Origin of the sequence: Aeromonas sp. QDB63, from assembly GCF_027707425.1 — a bacterium.
Taxonomy (GTDB): domain Bacteria; phylum Pseudomonadota; class Gammaproteobacteria; order Enterobacterales; family Aeromonadaceae; genus Aeromonas; species Aeromonas caviae.
In genome coordinates, this window is the sequence record NZ_JAPCIS010000035.1 from 23694 (window position 1) to 42433 (window position 18740).

Below are 18740 nucleotides of genomic sequence, written 5' to 3' on the forward strand. Positions count from 1 at the left end.
TGGTGCAGTAATGATATGGTGAAGGCCGTGACCCTTGAGGGAGCGGCCTTTTTTGTGCCCGTGATTTCCCTATTCGTTGATGAAAGTGCCAATAAAAAGGAAGCAAGAGAACATGGCTGACATGATGAACGTAAGGTTGTCGTCCCAGGCTGCCGCCGCCCAGTGGGGCGAGGGTGCCCTGCTCAGTTTCAACGGGGACGAGGCCCATCTCCATCTGGCCGCTGGCCAGGAGAAGGAGGCGCTGCGCGCCATCCAGCGCGGTGCCAGACGCCTCGAGTCGAGCGGCATCAAGCGCATCAAGCTGGTGGGCGAGGGGTGGAATGGGGAGCGTCGTTACGCCTTTGCCCAGGGCTTCTATGCCGCCAAGGGGGTTCGCGAGCTCGATTTTGGTGAACAGAGCGAGCAGGAAGCGGCCGAACTCGCCGCCTTGCTCAAAGCGACCCACTGGGTGCGAGAGGTGACCAACGGCTGCCCGGAAGCCATCTACCCCATGAGCCTGGCGGAGTCCGCTCTGCTGCTCATTCGCAGCCTCGGCGGTGACAAGGTGACCGCCCGCATCACCGCTGGCGAAGCCTTGCGTGAATCGGGTTATATCGGGATCTGGTCGGTGGGCCGTGGCAGCGAGCGCGAGCCGGTGCTGCTGGAGCTCGACTACAACCCGACTGGGGATGCCAACGCCCCCGTGGTCGCGGCGCTGGTGGGCAAGGGGATCACTTTTGATTCCGGCGGCTACTCCATGAAGTCCTCCGACAACATGCTGCCGATGAAGTCCGATATGGGCGGCGCCGCCATGGTGACCGGCGCCCTGGCGCTGGCCATCAGCCGTGGCCTGAACAAGCGGGTCAAGCTCATCCTCTGCTGCGCCGAGAACCTGGTCTCCGGCCACGCCTTCAAGCTCGGCGACATCCTCACTTATCGCAACGGCATCTCGGTCGAGATCCAGAATACCGACGCGGAAGGTCGCCTGGTGCTGGCAGACGGCCTGCTGGCCGCCAGCGAAAGCGGGGCTGCCTACATCCTCGACGCTGCCACCCTGACCGGCGCCGCCAAGACCGCGCTGGGCCGCGACTACAACGCCGTGTTTGCTCTCGATGAGGCGGAGCAGGTGCGCGCGCTGGCTGCCGCCAACGCCGAAAACGAGAAGGCCTGGCCGCTGCCGCTCGAACCTTGGCACGCAGGCCAGCTCACCTCGGCCTTTGCCGAGCTGGGCAATGTGGCATCCGCCGAAGGCACTGCCGGCGCCACCACGGCAGCGGCTTTCCTGTCGCGCTTCGTCCGTGACGAAGGCAAGGGCTGGGTGCACCTGGACCTGGCCGCTTCCTATCAGAAGTCGGGCAATGAGCTCTGGGCGACCGGGGCCAAGGGCCATGGTCTTCGCACGATTGCCCGCTGGTTGCAGGAGGTGTGCGCATGAACGTCTGGTTGAGCCGAGAGTTTGCACCGGCCGAGTGGGGGGAGGGGGCACTGCTCTCCCACCGTGCCGACGGCATGGTGATCCATCTGGTGAGCGCCACTCCCTTGCTGGATATCCAGCAGGCGGCGCGACGCCTGTGCAGCCAGGGGATCCAGCAGGTGGTCCTGGCTGGCCACTGGGAGCGGGAGCAGCAGTGGGCCTTTGCCCAAGGGCTGCAGACGCCCAAGGCGGAAGTGGGGTTGCAGTGGGCCACTTCGTCCGAGGAGGACAGGGAGGAGCTGGAGGCGCGTTGGCTGTGCGGGCGCTGGGTGCGGGAGATGACCAACGCCACCCCGGAGCAGCTGGGGCCGCTGGAGCTGGCGGTCGAAGCCGCCGCCTTCCTCACCGAGCTGGCACCGGACCGGATCAGCCATCGCATCCTCAAGGGAGAGGCGCTGCAACAGGCGGGCTGGGTCGGTCTCTATCAAGTGGGTCGTGGCAGTGACCGCGAGCCCGTGATGCTGGAGCTGGATTTCAATCCGGGCAAGGATCCCAAGGCGCCGGTAGCGGCCGCCCTGGTGGGCAAGGGGATCACCTTCGATTCCGGCGGCTACTCCATGAAGACCTCCCAGGGCATGCTGACCATGAAACACGACATGGGCGGCGCCGCCATCGTCACCGGTGCGCTGGCGCTGGCTATTCTGCGTGGCCTCGACAAGCGGGTGAAGCTCATCCTCTGCTGCGCCGAGAACCTGGTATCCGGCCATGCCTACAAGCTGGGTGACATCCTCACCTACAAGAACGGCACCACGGTGGAGGTGGTCAACACCGACGCCGAAGGGCGTCTGATCCTGGCCGACGGCTTGCAACTGGCCGGCGAGTCTGGTGCGCCGCTCATCATCGACGCCGCCACCCTCACCGGGGCGGCCGTGATGGCGCTGGGGGGGCGTTACAACGCCCTGTTTGGCCTCGACAAGGGGCTGGTGAGCCGCGCCATGGCCTATTCGGATGCGGAGCAGGAGCCAGCATGGCCGCTGCCGCTGGAGCCCTGGCATCGCCAGCAGTGCCCGTCCCACTATGCCGACACCGCCAACAGCCGCCCCGTGCCGGGCGGCGGACCGGGGGGGGCCTCCAATGCGGCCGGCTTCCTCTCCCGCTTTGTCCCTGATGAGGGAAGAGGCTGGCTGCATGTCGATCTCGCCGCCTGCTTCAGCGAAAATGGCGACAGTCTGTGGGCGCCCGGGGCCAATACCCTGGGGATGCGCACCATCGCCCATACCCTGCTGGCGGAGACGCGCTGAGTCAGTGAGCGGCATCACAAGGGCACCTCAGGGTGCCCTTTCCAGTGCTGCTTTGCTGAGCAATTGATACGGTTTTGAGGCATTAGCATGCCGATCGTGCGCAAGCGCACATTTTTTCTCTCTGCCCTGGCACAAGATGAGTCACCATGTTGTTTCAAGGATTCTTTTGTTTAACAAAAAGTTGATTTTTTGTGTGTTATTTCGTTTTTTGTTTACGTATAATCGCCGCCGAACATGGATTCCTACAATAAAACTCTGTAGTTAAGGAAAGAACTCAATGGCTATCGAACGTACCTTCTCCATCGTCAAGCCGGATGCGGTCAGCAAGAACCTGATTGGAGCCATTTACAGCCGCTTCGAAAGCGCCGGTCTGAAAGTGGTTGCCGCCAAGATGCTGCACCTGACCAGCGAACAGGCCGCCGGTTTCTACGCCGAGCACCAGGGCAAGCCGTTTTATGATGCTCTGGTCGGTTTCATGACCTCTGGCCCCGTCATGGTACAGGTGCTGGAAGGTGAAGACGCCATCCGCCGTCACCGTGAAATCATGGGCGCCACCAACCCGAAAGAGGCTCTGGCAGGCACCCTGCGCGCCTGCTACGCCGAGAGCATCGATCGCAACGCCGTCCATGGCTCCGATGCCCCGGCCTCTGCCGCCCGTGAAATCGCCTACTTCTTTTCCGACGACGAGATCTGCCCGCGCGGCTGATGTTGTCTGCTGGTGACCAAGGGAGCTTCGGCTCCCTTTTGTTTTTTGGTCATCCTGCCAATATCCACTTATTCTCCAGGTGGAAAGCCAGACCCATTATTTGTACAATGCCGCCCCCTGACGTAGGTCAGCCGATAATTTATGAAGTGTGTGAGCTGAGGCCCCTGATGAGCGAAACAAAAACCAACCTGCTGGATCTCGACCGGGATGCCATGCGTGCCTTCTTCGTCGAGTTGGGCGAGAAGCCGTTCCGGGCAGACCAGATAATGAAGTGGATCTATCACTTCGGTTGTGATGATTTCGATCAGATGAGCAACGTCAACAAGGCGCTGCGCGAGCGGCTCAAGGCCATTGCCGAGATCCGTGCCCCCGAGATCAGCCGTGAACAGCGCTCCGCCGATGGCACCATCAAATGGGCGCTGCAGGTGGGCGATCAGGAGGTGGAGACCGTCTACATTCCGGAAGCGGACCGCGCTACCCTGTGCGTCTCCTCTCAGGTGGGCTGCGCCCTGGCGTGCACCTTCTGCTCCACCGCCCAGCAAGGCTTCAACCGCAACCTGAAAGTCTCCGAGATCATCGGTCAGGTGTGGCGTGCCGCCAAAGTGGTGGGTGGCAAGCGTCCCATCACCAACGTGGTGATGATGGGCATGGGTGAGCCGCTGCTCAACCTCGCCAACGTGGTACCGGCCATGAAGCTGATGATGGATGACTTCGGCTTCAGCATCTCCAAGCGCCGTGTCACTCTCTCCACCTCCGGTGTGGTGCCGGCGCTGGACATGCTGGGGGACCAGATCGACGTTGCCCTGGCCATCTCCCTGCATGCGCCGAACGACCAGCTGCGTTCCGAGATCATGCCGATCAACGACAAGTACAACATCGAGTCCTTCCTTGCCGGGGTACGCCGCTATCTGGCCAAGTCCAACGCCAACGGCGGCCGGGTGACCGTGGAGTATGTGCTGCTCGACCACATCAACGACGACATGCAGCATGCCCATGAGCTGGCCAAGGTCCTCAAGGAAACCCCCTGCAAGATCAACCTGATCCCGTTCAACCCCTTCCCGGGCAACCCGTTTGGCAAGCCGAGCAACAGCCGTATCGACCGTTTCTCCAAGGTGCTGATGGAATACGGCCTGACCGTCATCGTGCGCAAGACCCGCGGTGACGACATTGACGCCGCCTGTGGGCAGCTGGTGGGGGAGGTGATTGACCGCACCAAGCGCACCATGAAAAATCGGATGCAACAGGATGGGATTTCCGTCAAAATGGTTTAACTCCTAAGCCATTGTATAGACAGGAAATGGATATCCGTACATTGATCGTAGTGGCAGCGCTCTGTGCGCTGCCAGGCTGTGTCACAGAGACCACTTACGCTGGCCAGAATTCGACCCAGCGTGAAGTGGGTCCCGACCTCAAGGCCGCCGCCCAGACTCGTCTCGATCTGGGTATCCAGTATCTGCGCCAGGGCAATGCCGAGCAGGCCAAATTCAACCTCGACCGCGCCCTTCAGTACGATCCCAACAATCCTCAGGTCTACATCGGTTTTGCCTATTTCTACCAGCAGGTGTCGGATTTCAAGGCCGCCGAGGCGAGCTACAAGAAAGCGCTGGCCATGGATCCGTCCAATGCTGACGCGATGAACAACTATGGCGCCTTCCTCTGCAACCGTGGCCGCTTCGACGAAGCGGAAAAGGCGTTCTTGCAGGCCGTCAGCCAGCCCGATTACGTGAAGATCGCCGATACCTACGAGAATGCGGCGCTCTGCTCGATGCAAAATCACAGAAATGACAAGGCCGGCGAGTATTATCGTCTGGCCTTGGGGTATAATCCCCGTAATCCTAGGTTATTGCTGGACATGGCCGAGCTTTCCATGAAAGATGGCAAGCTTCCTGATGTCCAGACTTACCTCGCGCGCTTTGCCGACGTGGCAGAGGAGAACGAGGAGAGCCTCTGGCTCCGGCTGCGGCTGGCCCAGGCCATGGACAAACCGGCATTACTTCACCAATTCGGGACTGAGCTGGTAAGGCAATATCCCACTTCGCAACAAGCCAAGCGTTACTTAGCCAATGACTACTGAACAGCCACACGATTTCCAAGACGACTCCCAGGCAGCGGGCCCAGGCCAGCTGCTGCGCAACGCCCGTGAACAGCTCGGCTGGACCCGGGAACAGGTTGCGTCCCGCATTCACCTTCGTCTGACCCTGATCGCCGCCATCGAAGCGGATACCTATGACAAGCACACGTCCCATACCTTCATTCGTGGCTATCTGCGGGCCTATGCCAAGCTCGTGGGCATCCCCGAGGAGACCATCCTCGCCGCCTACGAAAAGCTGGGACTGACTCCCCCCGACAATATCGACATGCAGAGCTTCTCCCGTCGCTCCCGCCAGCAGGCCAATGACAGCCGGCTCAAGGTGGTGACCTGGTTGGTGACCCTGGTGCTGATCGGGCTCTCCGTCGCCTGGTGGTGGCAGAGCACGGCGCGCCGCTCTGCCGGTGACGACGCCTTGGCGGCGACCGAGATGAGCGCGACCGTCAATACGCCGGAAGCGAATGTTGCCCCCGCCGTGGAGGTCGCCGAGCCCGTGCTGCCCGCAGCGTCCGATGCCGTGTCCACCCAGGTTGTGGTGAGCGGTGCCACCGCGACCCTGCCTGTGGTCGCTACGGATGCCAGCGCAGCCGTCCCGACGGACGTTTCCGGCGCGGTCTCGACTGCCGAGAGCACGACCACCGAGCCCGCCAAAGCGCCCCAGCTCAAGATGAGCTTCACCGCCGATTGCTGGCTGGACGTCAAGGATGCCAACGGCAAGACCCTGTTCAGCGGTCTGAAGAAGGCGAACGACGAACTGGTACTGGAAGGACCCGAGCCACTCAGATTCATCATTGGCGCGCCCATGGCGGTCAATCTCGAATATCAGGGCAAGTCCTTCGACATGAGCCGTTACAACAACGGCCGGACTGCCCGCTTCTCACTGCCGCAGGAGTAATCAGTCCGCCATGTCTGTTCACGAAAAGCCCGCACACGAATCACCCATCGTTCGTCGCAAATCCAGACAGATCATGGTCGGCAACGTGCCGGTTGGGGGCGATGCCCCCATCACGGTACAGACCATGACCAACACCAAGACCACGGACGTGGCCGCTACCGTCGAGCAGATCCAGCGGATCGAGCGGGTCGGCGCCGACATCGTCCGGGTCTCCGTCCCCACCATGGAGGCGGCGGAAGCGTTCAAGCTCATCAAGCAGCAGACCCGCATCCCCATCGTGGCCGACATCCACTTCGACTACCGCATCGCCCTCAAAGTGGCCGAGTACGGGGCCGACTGCCTGCGCATCAACCCGGGCAACATCGGCAACGAAGAGCGGGTGCGTGCGGTGGTGGATTGCGCCCGTCACTACAACATCCCCATCCGGATCGGCGTCAATGGCGGTTCCCTTGAGCGTGATCTCCAGGAGAAATACGGCGAGCCGACCCCAGAGGCGCTGCTGGAGTCCGCCATGCGCCACGTGGATTACCTGGATCGCCTCGACTTCCAGAACTTCAAGGTGAGCGTCAAGGCGTCCGATGTCTTCCTGGCGGTCGGTGCCTATCGCCTACTGGCCAAGCAGATCGATCAACCCCTGCATCTGGGCATCACGGAAGCGGGCGGTTTTCGCGCCGGCGCGGTCAAGTCCGCCATCGGCCTTGGCATGTTGCTGAGCGAAGGGATTGGCGACACCCTGCGCATCTCCCTGGCCGCCGATCCGGTGGAGGAGGTGAAGGTGGGCTTCGACATCCTCAAATCCCTGCGCATCCGTTCCCGCGGCATCAACTTCATCGCCTGTCCCTCCTGCTCCCGTCAGGAGTTCGACGTCATCGGCACGGTCAATGCCCTGGAAGAGCGGCTCGAAGACATCATCACCCCGATGGATGTCTCCATCATCGGCTGTGTGGTGAACGGTCCGGGGGAGGCGCTGGTTTCCGATCTCGGCCTTGCGGGCGCCGCCAACAAGAGTGCCTTCTACGAGGGGGGCCAGCGGGTCGACCGGCTCGACAACAAGGATTTGATCCCGACCCTGGAGCGTCGCATCCGTGCCCGGGCTGCCATGCTGGATCCGGCCAACCAGATCCAGGTGGACAAAGGTTGAACCATGACGGGGCCACCTGGGGTGGCCCCGGCTTTAGGTTGTTGATTTTACATCCCGCATCCGGGCACCCGATTTTACCTCGGGGTCGAAAATCCCTATAATGCGGCCAAATTTTACCTCTTTTTCTCGAGTATCAACGTGGCAAAACAGATCCAAGCTATTCGCGGTATGAATGATTGCCTGCCGGAGCAGAGCCCGGTATGGCAGAAAGTAGAACAGATCCTGCGCCAGGTCGTTGCCAGCTATGGCTACAGCGAAGTGCGCATGCCCATCGTCGAGCAGACCCATCTGTTCAAGCGTGCCATCGGTGAAGTGACCGATGTGGTCGAAAAAGAGATGTACACCTTTGAAGACCGCAACGGCGACAGCCTGAGCCTGCGTCCGGAGGGGACCGCCAGTTGCGTGCGTGCCGGCATCGAGCACGGTCTGCTTTACAACCAGGAACGCCGGATGTGGTACATGGGCCCCATGTTCCGTCACGAGCGTCCCCAGAAAGGTCGCTATCGCCAGTTCCACCAGTTCGGGGTCGAGCTGTTCGGTATCAACGGGCCGGACATCGATGCCGAGCTCATCATGCTGACTCACCGCCTGTGGCGTCTGTTCGGCATCAGCGATCACGTCACCTTGCAGCTCAACACCCTCGGCCAGAGCAGCGAACGTGCTGCCTATCGCGATGCCCTGGTCGCCTATCTGGAACAGTACAAGAGCGAGCTGGACGAAGAGAGCCAGCGCCGCATGTACAGCAACCCCCTGCGGGTGCTCGACTCCAAGGACGAGAAAGTGCAGGCCATCCTGGCAGGTGCCCCCCGTCTGTTCGACCACCTGGGCGAAGAGAGCCTGGCTCACTTTGAAGGGCTCAAGCGCCTGCTCACGGCGGCCGGCATCCAGTTCGAGGTGAACGAGCGTCTGGTGCGCGGCCTCGACTACTACAACCTGACCGTGTTCGAGTGGGTGACCAACAGCCTGGGGGCCCAGGGCACTGTCTGTGCCGGTGGTCGCTACGACGGCCTGGTGGAGCAGCTCGGTGGCCAGCCGACCCCGGCGGTGGGTTTCGCCATGGGCATGGAGCGTCTGGTGCTGATGCTTGAAACCCTCGAACTCAATGCTGACATCCGCCCGGCGGTGGATGTCTATCTCTGCATGGTGGGTGAGGGGACCGAGCAGGCTGGTTTTGCCCTGGCAGAGCGCCTGCGCGATGCCCTGCCGGACTTGCGCCTCATGAGCCACTGCGGCGGCGGCAACTTCAAGAAACAACTCAAGCGTGCCGACAAGAGCGGCGCGGCCATTGCCCTGATCCTTGGGGAGACCGAGGTGCAAAGCGGGGAGATCACCATCAAATATCTGCGTGGCCAGGCCGAGCAACAGACCGTCTCGGTCGATGCCGCCATCGCCCTGCTGGCAGCGAAAGGAGAGTAAGCTGTGGAAGTGTATACCACTGAAGAACAACAGGTTGAGGTCATCAAGAGCTGGTGGAAAGAGAACGGCACCTCGGTGATCGCCGGGACCGTGATCGGTCTGGTCGGCCTCTTTGGCTGGCGCTACTACAACGAGATGCAGCAGAACAACCAGGAAGCCGCCTCCCAGGCTTACAACGAGATGACCGCCCAGCTCGCCAAGGGGGATGACGCCGCCCTGGAGCAGGCAAAGAGCTTCATTACCGCTCACAAGGGTGACGCCTATGCCGAGCTGGCCGCCTTGCAACTGGCCGCGGCCGCCGTCAAGGCGGGCAAGCTGGATTTGGCTGCCGAGCAGCTGACCCAGGTGGCCGCCAGTGGCGATGACAGCATCAAGCCCATCGCCGCCCTGCGTCTGGCACGGGTCCTGAACGATCAGGGCAAGGCTGACGAGGCCCTGGCCCAGCTTGGCAAGATCAACAACGACGCCTTCAAGGCCCAGGTGGCGGAAGTGCGCGGCGACATCCTGCAAAAGCAGGGCAAGGCCGAAGAAGCGCGCGATGCCTATCAGGCGGCGGCGGATGCCGGCGGCCTGCAGAGCAGCGCCGAACTCAAGCTGAAGATGGATGATCTGGCGCTGCCAGCCGTCACTGCGGGCGAGGCTCCGGATGCGTAATCTGTACAAGCGAATGGCGCTGGGGGTGGCTGTCTCCTTCGCCTTGCAGGGGTGCTCCCTGTTCAGTTCGGAAGAGGATCTCAACCCCATGGCGCCCCTGCCCAAGGTCGAGTCCGCGTTCACTGCCGATACCGCCTGGTCCTCCTCGGTCGGGGATGGCATCGGCAACTTCTACTCCCAGCTCAAGCCGGTGGTGGAAGAGGACCGCATCTATGCAGCGGCCCGTGATGGCGATGTGACCGCCTTCGAGCGCGAGAGCGGCAAGGAGCTGTGGAGCGTGGATCTGGCAGATCTGCCCATCAACGCCGACAAGCGCAGCGCCCGTCTCTCCGGCGGCCTGGTTTCCCGCTACGGCAAGCTGTTCCTCGGGTCCGAAAACGGGGTGGTCTACGCCCTGAACGAGGCCAACGGCGAAGTGCTGTGGCAGACTACGGTGCCGGGGGAAGTGGTGGCGAGCCCCGCCGTCGAGGATGGCCGCGTGGTGGTGCTGACCACCTCCGGTCGCCTGGTGGCGCTCGATACCGACGAGGGCAAGCTGCAGTGGACCCTGTCCGAAGAGCAGCCGCCCCTGACCCTGCGCAGTGCCGGCGCCCCCATCATCACCAACGGTGCCGTCATCTATGGCCGCGCCGATGGCAAGGTGGGCATCGCCCTGCTGAGCAACGGCCAGCCGGTGCGTCAATCCAAGGTGGCTGACCCGCGCGGCGCCACCGAGCTGGATCGGATGGTGGACGTCGATGCCAGCCCGCTGATTGCCGGTGATGAGCTCTACGCCATCGCCTACAACGGCCAGTTGATGGCGCGCAAGCTGATGAGCGGCGACGAAGTGTGGAAGCGCAAGTATTCCGGTTATCGCGACATGGCGGTGACCGGCAATGCCATCGTGCTGACCGACAGCCGCAGCCATCTGTTTGCGGTCGATCGCCGCAACGGTCTCGAGCTGTGGTCCAACACCCAGCTGGAAAACCGCACCGTGACCGCCCCCGTCATCCTGGGTGACTATGTGGTGGTCGGCGATGTGGAAGGTTACCTGTATTGGCTGGACCGTACCGACGGGACCATCAAGGCCATGCAGCAGCTCGACAGCAGTGGTCTCTATGCCGCTCCGCTGGTGGAGGGTGACACCCTGTATGTGCAGAGCCGTGACGGCAAGTTGTACGCCCTCAAGCGTCCTTGATCGTCCGATAATGTGAATATCCGGCTCCTGGTCTTCGGACCCGGAGCCTTTGTCGTCTTGAGAATGAGGCTTTTATGACTCCTGTAGTTGCCCTGGTGGGCCGCCCCAACGTGGGGAAATCCACCCTGTTTAACCGCCTGACCCGTACCCGGGATGCCCTGGTTGCCGACTTCCCCGGCCTGACCCGGGACCGCAAATATGGCCAGGCGAAGCTGGGCGAGCTGGAATTTATCGTGGTCGATACCGGCGGTATCGATGGCACCGAGGAGGGGATCGAGCTGAAGATGGCCGAGCAGTCCCTGCTGGCCATCGAAGAGGCCGATGTGGTGCTCTTCATGGTGGATGCCCGTGCCGGTCTCACCGCGGCGGATCAGGCCATCGCCGAGCACCTGCGCAAGACCCACAAGAAGGTGTTTCTGGTGGCCAACAAGACCGACGGCATCGACGGTGACTCCGCGGTGTCCGAGTTCTACGGTCTGGCCCTGGGCGAGGTCTACCAGATGGCGGCCGCCCACGGCCGTGGCGTACTGAGCCTACTGGAGCTGGCCCTGGCCCCTCACCTCGAGACCCTGGTCGGCTCTGCCACCCAGGCACAAGAGGAAGAGGAGCTGGAGGAGTTCGACGAAGAGGCCCTGCTGCGCATGGTGGCTGCCGGTGAGCTCGACACCCGGGAAGACACCAAGGAGACGCCGTTCGCCGACCTGCCCATCAAGTTCGCCATCGTCGGTCGTCCCAACGTTGGCAAATCCACCCTGACCAACCGCATGCTGGGTGAAGATCGGGTCATCGTCTACGACATGCCGGGTACCACCCGCGACTCCGTCTACATCCCCATGGAGCGCGACGATCAGAAATACGTGGTCATCGACACCGCCGGCGTGCGTCGCCGTGGCAAGGTGCACGAGACGGTGGAGAAGTTCTCCGTCATCAAGACGCTCAAGGCGATTGAAGATGCCAACGTCTGCCTGCTGGTCATTGACGCCCGGGAGACCATCACGGATCAGGACTTGAGCATCCTCGGCTTCGTGCTCAACAGCGGCCGCTCCGTGGTACTGGTGGTCAACAAGTGGGACGGCCTGGATCAGAAGGTGAAAGAGGACGTCAAGAACGAGCTGGACAGACGTCTGGGCTTCATCGACTTCGCCCGGGTGCACTTCATCTCCGCCCTGCACGGCAGCGGCGTTGGTCACCTGTTCGAATCCATCAACGAGGCTTACGAGTCCGCGACCCGCCGAACCAGCACCGCCATGCTGACCCGCATCATGCAGATGGCCCAGGAAGATCACCAGCCGCCCATGGTGAATGGTCGCCGGGTCAAGCTGAAGTATGCCCACGCCGGTGGTTACAACCCACCGCGCATCGTGATCCACGGCAACCAGCTCAACGACCTGCCGGACTCCTACAAGCGCTACCTCATCAACTACTTCCGCAAGTCGTTGAAGATCATGGGGACCCCGATCCGGGTGGAGTTCCAGGAGTCGGTCAACCCGTTCGAGGGCAAGAAGAACACCCTGACACTGAGCCAGGAGCGCCAGCGCAAGCGCCTGCTCAAGGCCAAAGCGAAGAAATAAAGCCCTGCGGCTGCCCTTACCGGCAGCCGTTTTCCTTGGTGGCCCTCTTCAGGGCAGACAAACCGGGGGAGGGGCTGCGGGTAATGCCGGTGCACAGTGACGTAAAGAGGAGAAGAGAATGAACACGCTGACCTGCCCTGCCTGTCAGGGCGAACTGGACAGCCGCAGCCGCAGCCGCGAGACGACGTGTGGCCAGTGTCAGGCCCGTTATCGCATCCGGGCCCTGTGTCCTGCCTGCGGGCAGGAGCTGGAGCGGCTTCGGGCTTGCGGCGCGGTGGATTATTTTTGCAACCACTGCAACACCCTGGTCTCCAAGCGCACCGTTCTGTTTGAAGCGCAGCCTGACAAGGCATAAAAAACCCGGCTGATGCCGGGTTTATACTGTGTGCTCCGCTATCAGCAGCGTGAAGGAGCGGTTTCTGTGCCAGATCTTGCGTTTCATGTCGGCCAGCTTGAGCTTGCGTCTCGGGCTCCAGGCACATTTGGTTTTTCGGGCCAACATGGCTCTTCTGCGTGCTCGCATCCTGTTCTCCTCCCTGGTCTTGCGTGGGGCCGAAAGGGCCCTTGGCAGGAACTGCAACGCAATGAATACATTGCAATAAGTTCGCTCCCGCGCCCCTCGTATACCCAAGGATGGTAACAGAGAACAGAGCAGGAAAACACACCCCCGGCGAGGCTAGGGGGTGATGATCTGTTTGACCACTTCGGCGATGATGGCCGGACGCTGTGCCGGCACGTCCGGCTCGCTGCTGTCGTCCTCGTCCAGCTCCTCCCGACGATGGGCCTTCTGCTGTTCGTTGTCGAGCCAGAGCAGGCTCTGGTAGTACTGGCGCACGTTGTTGACATAGTTGCGCGCCTCGCCGCCACGGGCATAGCCATAGCGCACCTTGCGATGCCAGCGTGACTGCTGCAGCAGCGGCAACACCTCTTTCACGTCGCTCCAGGCGTCCGGGTTCTTGCCCAGCTCCTTGGTCAGGCGGCGGGCATCCATCATGTGGCCGTAGCCGATGTTGTAGGCGGTGAGGGCAAACCACACTTTCTCGTCCGCCGGGACCGAGTCGGGCACCTTCGCCATCATCTCCTGCAGGTAGCGGGCGCCCCCCTTGATGCTCTCTTCCGGGTGGGTGCGATCGTTTACCCCCATCGCCTTGGCGGTCGGGCCGGTGAGCATCATCATGCCGCGCACCCCGGTGTAGGAGCGAGCCTGGGGATCCCAGTGGGATTCCTGATAGCTGATGGCGGCCAGCAGCCGCCAGTCGATATCCTTGGCGTGGGTCTGGAACAGAGCCTGGTACTTGGGCAGCAGGCTCTTGGCCCGTTGCAGGAAGGTACGGGTATCGACGAAGTCGAAGTTCTGTACGTGGCCGAAGTACTTCTCGTCGAGCTTGGCGATGGCGCCATCCATGAAGCGCTGACCGAAGAAGTCGATGATGCTGGCGTAGAGGCTGTCGTCGGGCAGCTTGGTCATGGCCCAGGCCACGGTCTGCTTGCTGGCGAGGGTCAAGCCTTCGGTGAGTTCAGGGTAGTAGCGCTGGGTACGGGCCAGTATGGTGTCCTGCACCACGGTGTAGTCCACCTTGCCGTCGGCCACCTGTTTGAGCAGCTCCTCCACGTCCGCATCCCGATTGGTGCTCCACTTCAGGTTGGGGTACTGCTTGGCCAGCTCCTTCATCAGGTCCTCGCCGGTGGAGCCCGCCGGCACCACTATGCTGCCCTTGATGTCACCGAGGTTCTTGGGTCTGGGGGAGCCGTTGCGATAGACCAGCTTGGGGGATACCTGGTAGAAGCCAGGGCCGAAGCGGAACAGCTTGCGCCGCTCCGGGGTCACGACGATGGCGGCGGCGGCGAGATCCAGCTTGCCCTTTTGCAGTTGCTCGACCAGCTCGGCGGTGCTGTAGGCCGGTACTATGGTCAGCTTGACCCCCAGCCAGTCGGCGTAAAGCTGCGCCAGCTCGTAGTCGAACCCCAGTGCGGTGTCGTCACGCTGGTAATAAGAAGTGGGGCCGTAGAGGGTGCCAACCCGGATCTCGCCTCGCTGGCGGATCTGCTCCAGTTGGCTGGAGGGGTGGTAGAAGTCGCAACCGGCCAGGGCCAGCGTCAACATCATCCCGATGAACAGTCGAAAAATGCAGCGCAAGTAGGTGAGTACCCTTGTTGAAAAATCGGCATTTGTCAAAAAAGAGGCACCTTTATACCAGAGAGTATGAAGGGAGTCACACCGCGCGAGATGAGAAAAACGTTTGTTCAGGATGGGCCTGATCCCTATAATACGCGCGTCTCAAATCCCCCCACACTCTAAAACTTGGTGAGAAAGGTATATGGAAATCTTGCGTGGTGCCCCAGCACTGTCTGAGTTTCGTGTCCACAAGCTGCTGCAGAGCTGCGCACAGAGAGGAGTAGAGATAGCAAGCGTCTATGCGGAATACGTGCATTTTGCCGAGCTGACGAGCCCGCTGTCGCCCCCCGAGCGAGCGACCTTGGGCCAGCTTCTGCGCTACGGCCCGACCATCCCGGAACACACCCCCAGCGGTCAGCTGTTCCTCGTTACCCCCCGCCCCGGCACTATCTCCCCCTGGTCTTCCAAAGCAACCGACATCGCCCACAACTGCGGCCTGAAACAGGTCAAGCGGCTGGAGCGCGGCATTGCCTATTACGTGCAGGCCAAGGGTGAGCTGAGCGTGGCCCAGCGCAGCGAGATTGCGGCCCTGCTGCACGATCGCATGATGGAAGTGGTCTTTGCCGAGATGAACGAGGCCGCCGCCCTGTTTGCTCACCACGAGCCGCGCCCCTTTACCCAGGTAGATGTGCTGGGTGGTGGTCGCGCCGCCCTGGCAGAGGCCAACGTGACCCTGGGTCTGGCCCTGGCCGATGACGAAATAGATTACCTGGTGACCAACTTCACCCGGCTGGGTCGCAATCCCAACGACATCGAGCTCTACATGTTTGCCCAGGCGAACTCTGAACACTGCCGTCACAAGATCTTCAACGCCGACTGGACCATAGACGGCGAGCAGCAGCCCAAGTCGCTGTTCAAGATGATCAAGAACACCTTCGAGCAGACGCCGGACCATGTCCTGTCTGCCTACAAAGACAACGCCGCGGTGATGGAAGGCAGCCAGGGTGGCCGCTTCTTCCCGAGCCCCGCCAACGGTGAGTACCAGTATCACCAGGAGCGCGTCGACATCCTGATGAAGGTGGAGACCCACAACCACCCGACCGCCATCTCTCCCTTCCCGGGTGCCGCCACCGGCTCCGGCGGCGAAATCCGCGATGAGGGTGCGACAGGCCGTGGCGCCAAGCCCAAGGCGGGCCTGGTGGGCTTCTCCGTCTCCAACCTGCGCATCCCCGGTTTCGAGCAGCCCTGGGAGCAGGACTTCGGCAAGCCGAGCCGCATCGTCAGCGCCTTTGACATCATGCAGGAAGGGCCCCTTGGCGGCGCCGCTTTCAACAACGAATTCGGTCGCCCTGCCATCCTGGGTTACTTCCGTACCTTCGAAGAGCAGGTGCCGAGCCACAACGGCGTCGAGGTGCGCGGCTACCACAAGCCCATCATGCTGGCGGGCGGTATCGGCAACATCCGCAGCGAGCACGTCCAGAAAGGGGAGATCCCGGTGGGGGCGGCCCTCATCGTGCTGGGTGGTCCGGCCATGAACATCGGCCTGGGTGGCGGCGCCGCCTCCTCCATGGCGTCCGGTCAGTCTGCCGAAGATCTCGACTTCGCCTCCGTGCAGCGTGACAACCCCGAGATGGAGCGTCGCTGCCAGGAAGTGATCGACCGCTGCTGGCAACTGGGGGACGACAACCCCATCGTCTTCATCCACGACGTGGGCGCCGGTGGTCTCTCCAACGCCATGCCGGAGCTGGTGAGCGACGGGGATCGCGGTGGTCGCTTCGACCTGCGTGCCATTCCGAACGACGAGCCGGGCATGAGCCCGCTGGAAGTCTGGTGCAACGAATCCCAGGAGCGTTATGTGCTGGCCGTGGCCCAGGACAAGCTGCCTCTGTTCAAGGCCTTGTGCGAGCGCGAACGCGCCCCCTATGCCGTCATCGGCACCGCCACCGAAGAGAAGCATCTCACTCTCTCTGATGATCACTTTGACAACCAGCCCATCGATCTGCCGCTGGACGTGCTGCTTGGCAAGGCGCCCAAGATGCACCGCGACGTGCAGAGCCTGCCTGCCCAGGGCAAGGCGCTGCAACTGGACGGCATCACCCTCAGCGACGCCGCCGAGCGCGTGCTGCGCCTGCCGACCGTGGCGGAGAAGTCCTTCCTCATCACCATCGGCGATCGCACCGTAACAGGCCTCGTCAACCGCGACCAGATGGTCGGCCCCTGGCAGATCCCGGTGGCTGACTGCGCCGTCACCGCCGCGACCTACGACAGCTACCACGGTGAAGCCATGTCCATGGGCGAGCGCACCCCGGTGGCGCTGCTCTCTCATGCCGCCTCCGCCCGCATGGCGGTGGCCGAGGCCTTGACCAACCTGGCACCAGCCAATATCGGCTCCCTCAAGCGGGTCAAGCTCTCCGCCAACTGGATGTCCGCTGCCGGCCATCCGGGGGAAGATGCGGGTCTCTACGAAGCCGTGAAAGCGGTGGGCGAAGAGCTCTGCCCGGCCCTTGGCATCACCATCCCGGTGGGCAAGGACTCCATGTCCATGAAGACCCGCTGGCAGCAGGACGGCGAGGAGCGCAGCGTCACCTCGCCGCTCTCCCTGCTCATCTCCGCCTTTGCCCGGGTCGAGGACGTGCGCAATACCGTGACCCCGCAACTGCGCACCGATCTCGGTGAGACCGACCTTATCCTGATCGACCTTGGCAACGGCAAGCAGCGCCTCGGCGCCTCGGCCCTGGCCCAGGTCTATCGCCAGCTTGGGCAAAGCGCTCCGGATCTGGACAACCCGGTCCAGCTCAAGGGCTTCTTCAACGCCATCCAGGCGCTGGTGGCGGATCGCAAGCTGATTGCCTACCACGACCGCTCCGACGGCGGCCTCTTCGTCACCCTGACCGAGATGGCGTTTGCCGGTCACTGCGGCCTCGACATCCAGCTCGATCGCGTGGGTGGCGACCTGCTGCCGGCCCTGTTCAACGAGGAGCTGGGTGCCGTCATCCAGGTTCGTCGCGAAGACAAGGAAGCGGTGCTGACCCTGCTGGCCGGTCACGGTCTGGCAGCCTGCTCCCATGTGCTGGGCACGGTGCGCGAAGACGACCTCATCCTGTTCCAGCGTGCCGGCAGCGAAGTGTATCGCGCCAGCCGCACCGCCCTTCGCACCATCTGGGGCGAGACCAGCTGGCAGATGCAGCGCCTGCGTGACAACCCGGAGTGCGCCGATCAGGAACATGCCGCCCGCCAGGACGCCGCCGATCCGGGTCTGCAGGCCAGGCTCACCTACAACCCGTCCGACGACGTGGCCGCGCCCTATATCGCTCGCGGGGTTTCTCCCCGTCTGGCGGTGCTGCGCGAGCAGGGGGTCAACTCCCACGTGGAGATGGCGGCCGCCTTTGACCGCGCCGGCTTCACCGCTGTCGACGTGCACATGAGCGACATCCTCGAGGGGCGCATCAAGCTGGAAGATTTCCAGACCCTGGTGGCCTGTGGCGGCTTCTCCTACGGCGACGTGCTGGGGGCGGGCGAAGGCTGGGCCAAGTCCATCCTGTTCAACGACAACGCCCGTGAGCAGTTCCAGCGCTTCTTCGAGCGCGGCGATACCCTCTCCCTGGGGGTGTGCAACGGCTGCCAGATGATGTCCAACCTGCGCGACCTCATCCCGGGGGCCGATCTCTGGCCGCGCTTCGTGCGCAACCGCTCCGAGCGCTTCGAGGCGCGCTTCAGCCTGGTGGAAGTGCAGGACTCCCCGTCCGCCTTCTTCGCCGGGATGGCGGGCTCCGTGATGCCGATTGCCGTCTCCCACGGGGAAGGGCGCGTGGAAGTGCGCGATGCCGCTCACCTGGCTGCGCTGCAACAGAGCGGTCTGGTGGGGCTGCGTTTCGTGGACAACCGCGGCAACGTCACCGTGCAATACCCGGCCAACCCCAACGGCTCCCCTGACGGTATCACCGCGGTGACCAGTGCGGACGGCCGCGCCACCATCATGATGCCGCACCCGGAGCGGGTGTTCCGCACCGTGGCCAACTCCTGGCACCCGGACAACTGGGGTGAGGATGGCGCCTGGATGCGCATGTTCCGCAATGCTCGGGTTCGCCTGGGTTAATCCCGCGCGTACTTGAGCTCCGAATCAGAACCGGCCCCCGTGGCCGGTTTTTTTATGGGCGAGTGAGTTGTCGATGCTGAAAGCGTCGAAGAACTGTGGCCCATAGAGTGTATGGAGATGGTATTCACCTGACAGTTGCCCACAAAAGGGAGTGGTCATACGGCTTCAAACCGGATAACAAAACG

14 protein-coding genes are annotated in these 18740 nt (G+C 62.6%); 13 read left to right on the forward strand and 1 reads right to left on the reverse strand.

All coding sequences use genetic code 11. The features are described from left to right. Positions 1-112: 112 nt before the first annotated feature. The 12 genes from pepB (PG879_RS17420) (at position 113) to PG879_RS17475 (ending at position 12698) form a co-directional block, all read left to right on the forward strand. Positions 113-1414 (forward strand): aminopeptidase PepB, encoded by a 1302-nt coding sequence (gene pepB, locus PG879_RS17420; protein ID WP_270830509.1) that lies wholly within the window; start codon positions 113-115, stop codon positions 1412-1414. After that, positions 1411-2694: an aminopeptidase PepB gene (gene pepB, locus PG879_RS17425; protein WP_041213015.1), complete on the forward strand. Its 1284-nt coding sequence runs from the start codon at positions 1411-1413 to the stop codon at positions 2692-2694. Before pepB (PG879_RS17420) ends, pepB (PG879_RS17425) begins: the two co-directional genes overlap by 4 nt. 277 nt (positions 2695-2971) lie before the next feature. Then, entirely contained in the window at positions 2972-3400 is a 429-nt protein-coding gene (gene ndk / locus PG879_RS17430) for a nucleoside-diphosphate kinase (protein WP_039038725.1), read from the forward strand. A gap of 167 nt (positions 3401-3567) precedes the next feature. Further along, entirely contained in the window at positions 3568-4671 is a 1104-nt protein-coding gene (locus PG879_RS17435; RefSeq protein ID WP_041213014.1) for a bifunctional tRNA (adenosine(37)-C2)-methyltransferase TrmG/ribosomal RNA large subunit methyltransferase RlmN, read from the forward strand. An 11-nt stretch (positions 4672-4682) separates the two neighbouring features. Then, positions 4683-5474: a PilW family type IVa pilus biogenesis/stability lipoprotein TapF gene (tapF, locus tag PG879_RS17440; RefSeq protein ID WP_270830510.1), complete on the forward strand. Its 792-nt coding sequence runs from the start codon at positions 4683-4685 to the stop codon at positions 5472-5474. After that, entirely contained in the window at positions 5464-6384 is a 921-nt protein-coding gene (locus PG879_RS17445) for a RodZ domain-containing protein (RefSeq protein ID WP_270830511.1), read from the forward strand. The genes tapF and PG879_RS17445 overlap by 11 nt, the downstream gene beginning before the upstream one ends. A gap of 10 nt (positions 6385-6394) precedes the next feature. Beyond that, positions 6395-7525: a flavodoxin-dependent (E)-4-hydroxy-3-methylbut-2-enyl-diphosphate synthase gene (ispG, locus tag PG879_RS17450; RefSeq protein WP_010675049.1), complete on the forward strand. Its 1131-nt coding sequence runs from the start codon at positions 6395-6397 to the stop codon at positions 7523-7525. Between the two features lie 138 nt (positions 7526-7663). Next, positions 7664-8941 (forward strand): histidine--tRNA ligase, encoded by a 1278-nt coding sequence (hisS, locus tag PG879_RS17455; RefSeq protein ID WP_039038721.1) that lies wholly within the window; start codon positions 7664-7666, stop codon positions 8939-8941. A gap of 3 nt (positions 8942-8944) precedes the next feature. Continuing rightward, a complete protein-coding gene (locus PG879_RS17460) occupies positions 8945-9595 on the forward strand; it encodes a YfgM family protein (RefSeq protein WP_270830512.1) in 651 nt (216 codons plus the stop codon). After that, positions 9588-10772 (forward strand): outer membrane protein assembly factor BamB, encoded by a 1185-nt coding sequence (gene bamB / locus PG879_RS17465; RefSeq protein ID WP_039038719.1) that lies wholly within the window; start codon positions 9588-9590, stop codon positions 10770-10772. Before PG879_RS17460 ends, bamB begins: the two co-directional genes overlap by 8 nt. Positions 10773-10846: 74 nt before the next feature. Further along, positions 10847-12343, forward strand: a complete 1497-nt coding sequence (der, locus tag PG879_RS17470; protein ID WP_103242995.1) for a ribosome biogenesis GTPase Der — start codon at positions 10847-10849, stop codon at positions 12341-12343. Between the two features lie 118 nt (positions 12344-12461). Next, on the forward strand, positions 12462-12698 hold the full coding sequence (locus PG879_RS17475; RefSeq protein WP_270830513.1) for a zinc ribbon domain-containing protein: 237 nt from the start codon (positions 12462-12464) through the stop codon (positions 12696-12698). A gap of 321 nt (positions 12699-13019) precedes the next feature. Here the strand turns inward: PG879_RS17475 and mltF are convergent, their stop codons facing one another. After that, complete coding sequence (mltF, locus tag PG879_RS17480) at positions 13020-14480, reverse strand: membrane-bound lytic murein transglycosylase MltF (RefSeq protein ID WP_010675041.1); 1461 nt, start codon at positions 14478-14480, stop codon at positions 13020-13022. Between the two features lie 181 nt (positions 14481-14661). Here mltF and purL point away from each other — a divergent pair, with 181 nt between their 5' ends. Beyond that, positions 14662-18555, forward strand: a complete 3894-nt coding sequence (purL, locus tag PG879_RS17485) for a phosphoribosylformylglycinamidine synthase (protein WP_134997415.1) — start codon at positions 14662-14664, stop codon at positions 18553-18555. The last annotated feature ends 185 nt before the right edge of the window (positions 18556-18740 follow it).

What these genes read in the sequence shown, in the direction of transcription:
- pepB (WP_270830509.1), top strand. Translation starts at nt 113, where the DNA reads ATGGCTGACATGATGAACGTAAGGTTGTCGTCCCAGGCTGCCGCCGCC.
- pepB (WP_041213015.1), top strand. Translation starts at nt 1,411, where the DNA reads ATGAACGTCTGGTTGAGCCGAGAGTTTGCACCGGCCGAGTGGGGGGAG.
- ndk (WP_039038725.1), top strand. Translation starts at nt 2,972, where the DNA reads ATGGCTATCGAACGTACCTTCTCCATCGTCAAGCCGGATGCGGTCAGC.
- PG879_RS17435 (WP_041213014.1), top strand. Translation starts at nt 3,568, where the DNA reads ATGAGCGAAACAAAAACCAACCTGCTGGATCTCGACCGGGATGCCATG.
- PG879_RS17445 (WP_270830511.1), top strand. Translation starts at nt 5,464, where the DNA reads ATGACTACTGAACAGCCACACGATTTCCAAGACGACTCCCAGGCAGCG.
- ispG (WP_010675049.1), top strand. Translation starts at nt 6,395, where the DNA reads ATGTCTGTTCACGAAAAGCCCGCACACGAATCACCCATCGTTCGTCGC.
- bamB (WP_039038719.1), top strand. Translation starts at nt 9,588, where the DNA reads ATGCGTAATCTGTACAAGCGAATGGCGCTGGGGGTGGCTGTCTCCTTC.
- der (WP_103242995.1), top strand. Translation starts at nt 10,847, where the DNA reads ATGACTCCTGTAGTTGCCCTGGTGGGCCGCCCCAACGTGGGGAAATCC.
- PG879_RS17475 (WP_270830513.1), top strand. Translation starts at nt 12,462, where the DNA reads ATGAACACGCTGACCTGCCCTGCCTGTCAGGGCGAACTGGACAGCCGC.
- purL (WP_134997415.1), top strand. Translation starts at nt 14,662, where the DNA reads ATGGAAATCTTGCGTGGTGCCCCAGCACTGTCTGAGTTTCGTGTCCAC.